At 70.4% G+C, this 2395-nt stretch carries 3 protein-coding genes; 1 reads left to right on the forward strand and 2 read right to left on the reverse strand.

All coding sequences use genetic code 11. From position 1 onward, the window contains the following. Both AB0C29_RS43775 and thrB read right to left on the reverse strand, forming a co-directional pair. Positions 1-417, reverse strand: a 417-nt coding sequence (locus tag AB0C29_RS43775; RefSeq protein WP_360833619.1) for a Rho termination factor N-terminal domain-containing protein, incomplete at its 3' end; no start/stop codon positions are given. A 293-nt stretch (positions 418-710) separates the two neighbouring features. Next, complete coding sequence (gene thrB, locus AB0C29_RS43780; protein WP_360833621.1) at positions 711-1646, reverse strand: homoserine kinase; 936 nt, start codon at positions 1644-1646, stop codon at positions 711-713. A 34-nt stretch (positions 1647-1680) separates the two neighbouring features. Between thrB and AB0C29_RS43785 the strand changes: the two genes are divergently transcribed. Further along, a complete protein-coding gene (locus AB0C29_RS43785) occupies positions 1681-2319 on the forward strand; it encodes a hypothetical protein (RefSeq protein WP_360833623.1) in 639 nt (212 codons plus the stop codon). The last annotated feature ends 76 nt before the right edge of the window (positions 2320-2395 follow it).

Genomic DNA, 2395 nt, shown 5'->3' on the forward strand with positions numbered 1-2395 from the left:
GGCCGGAGCCGGCGGGGCCTCGACCACTGCGGCCTGAACAGCCGGGGCGGGGGCCGAAGCCGCCGGAGCCTCGGCTACAGGAGCCTTGGCCGCCGGAGCCTTGGCGGCAGGCTCGGCCGCCGCGGCGGCGGAACCGTTCGTCGTGCGCGGGCGCGGGGTGCTGGTGGCCTTGGTCGAGGCAGCCGAGGCAGCCGGGGCCCCGCCGCTCTGGCGCTCCGAGATGGCGGTGATGAGCTCGCCCTTGCGCATCCGGGCGGTGCCGGAGATGCCGAGGGAGGCGGCGAGACTCTGCAGCTCGGGCAGCAGCATCGCCGACAGCCCGGTGCCGCCGCGGCGACGCTTGGTGACAGCAGCGGTGGTGGCGCCGTCGTCAGCGACGTCAGAAACACCCGACGTCACGTCGGTGGTGTCGCTCAATGGATTCCTTCCGTCGAAAAAGCCAAGTCCACCCGGGTCTGCAGCCTGGTGGCCGGGTGCCCTCGGAACCCGCTTCGCAACTGCGGCGCGGGAGTTTGCAGCACGGCAGCTCGACGGTTTCCCGACCCGTCGGACAGTGACGGATAGGTCTCGGCGAGTGCAGCGATCTGGAGATCCGCTGCTCGGCGACGTGCCTTGATGAGAATTGAGACCGGCAGAATGCCATGAGTCTCGGGTGCGCGCCGAACCGCAGAGATCGCTTGCTTCGCGGCTGTGCTAGGTCTTGAGCGTAGTCAACTCTGACGACCTGCGGCAACAGGGCCCCGCTCGGCGTGTTCCACCATACTCCCTTTGACAAGGGCGCCGCCGCTATCCACGCCCAACGACTCGGCGCGCCATTCGGTTCCGGGCCGGAAATCAGCAGGTACCGGGCTCAGGGCCAGCACCGTCGGCCCCGCGCCGCTGACAACTGCCGCAACCCCGACAGAACGCAGCGCCGCCACCAGAGAAGCCGTGCCGGGCATCGCCTCGGCCCGATACCCCTGGTGCAGCCGGTCCTCGGTGGCGGTGAAGAGAAGCTTGGGCTCCCGGGTGAGGGCGTGGACCAGCAGCGCGGCCCGGCCGGTGTTGAACGCGGCGTCCGCATGGGGCACGGCGCTGGGCAGCGCGGCCCGCGCGGTGGCGGTCAGGCCCCGTTCCTGCGGAACAAAAAGCGTCGGTTGTACGCCGGGAGCGACGTCCAGCCGTACGGCCCGGGAACCGCTCGCCTCGGTCCAGGCAATGGTGAAGCCCCCGAGCAGGCAAGGAGCGACGTTGTCCGGGTGCCCCTCCAGCCGCGCGGCGATCCGCAGGGCGGCCTCGTCATCCAGCTGCTCCCGTACCAGCGCACGGGCCAGCTGCACCCCACCGACGATGGCCGCGGACGACGACCCGAGCCCACGCGCCTGCGGGATGCGGTTGACACACTCCACGGCCACCCCGGCCGGACGGCCACCGAGCTCGTCGAACGTGGCGAGCATGGCCCGCATAACCAGATGACTCTCATCGGTGGGCAGCTCACCAGCGCCCTCACCGGTCACGGCGACGGTCCAGGAATCCCCGGTGACCCGGGCACTCAGGTCGTCGTAGAGCGTGAGCGCCAGACCCAGCGTGTCGAAGCCCGGACCGAGATTGGCGCTGGTCGCCGGGGTACGCACCCGCACCGGCTCGGAGACGAAGGTCAGGCCCATCGCCTCATGCTAGGCGTTGATCATCATCCGTGGGATGTCGCACCCGGCCGTTAAGGTCGCGGGCATGACGGTGGGATACCTGTTCTCGGGCCTGCTGGGCCACCTGCCCCTGCTGGCGGTGCTGATCGCGGGCTTCGTCCTGGTCGCCGCCCGGCGAGACCGGCTGAGCCCGCGCAGCATGCTCTTCGCCCGGCTGGGCCTGGGCGCGCTGCTGCTCGGCAGCCTGCTCCAGTTCGCCTGGACGATGCTGATCCCCGTGCTGTACTCGTCACTGGACTACTCAGCGACCCAGTACGGCCTCGTGTTCGGCCTGATCGGCCTGATCACGGCCTTGATCTCGGCGGCGGGGGTGGGTCTGCTCATCGCGGCCGTGGTGACGCGGGGGTCGGCGCCGGGACCGGGTGGCCAGTCGTTCGCCGGACCACCTTCGCAGTACGGGCCGGGCTTTGAAGGCTCTGCTTCTCCGGCCGACCAGCCCTACGGGAACTCCCCTCCCGGCGGCCAGCCCTACGGCAATTCGCCTCCCGGGAGCCAGCCCTACGGGAACGCGCCTCCCGACAGCCAGTCCCATGGGCATTCGCCTCCCGGCAGCCAGTCACATGGGGGCTTTCATCCCGGCGGACAGCCCTTTGGCACTGGGGACCGGCGTTATGAATCACCGTTTGCCGGATAGCTCAGCCACGTCTTGGAGCCGATGCTTAGCCTCGAGTCGGTCCGGCGCGCGGCTGTCCGGCGCGCGGCCGTCCGGC

This window comes from Actinoplanes sp. NPDC048791 (assembly GCF_040650095.1).
In the GTDB taxonomy this organism is placed as follows: Bacteria; Actinomycetota; Actinomycetes; order Mycobacteriales; family Micromonosporaceae; genus Actinoplanes.

Excerpts from the sequence above, each read along its gene's own strand:
- thrB (WP_360833621.1), bottom strand. The coding sequence starts at position 1,646 with ATGGGCCTGACCTTCGTCTCCGAGCCGGTGCGGGTGCGTACCCCGGCG.
- AB0C29_RS43785 (WP_360833623.1), top strand. The coding sequence starts at position 1,681 with ATGTCGCACCCGGCCGTTAAGGTCGCGGGCATGACGGTGGGATACCTG.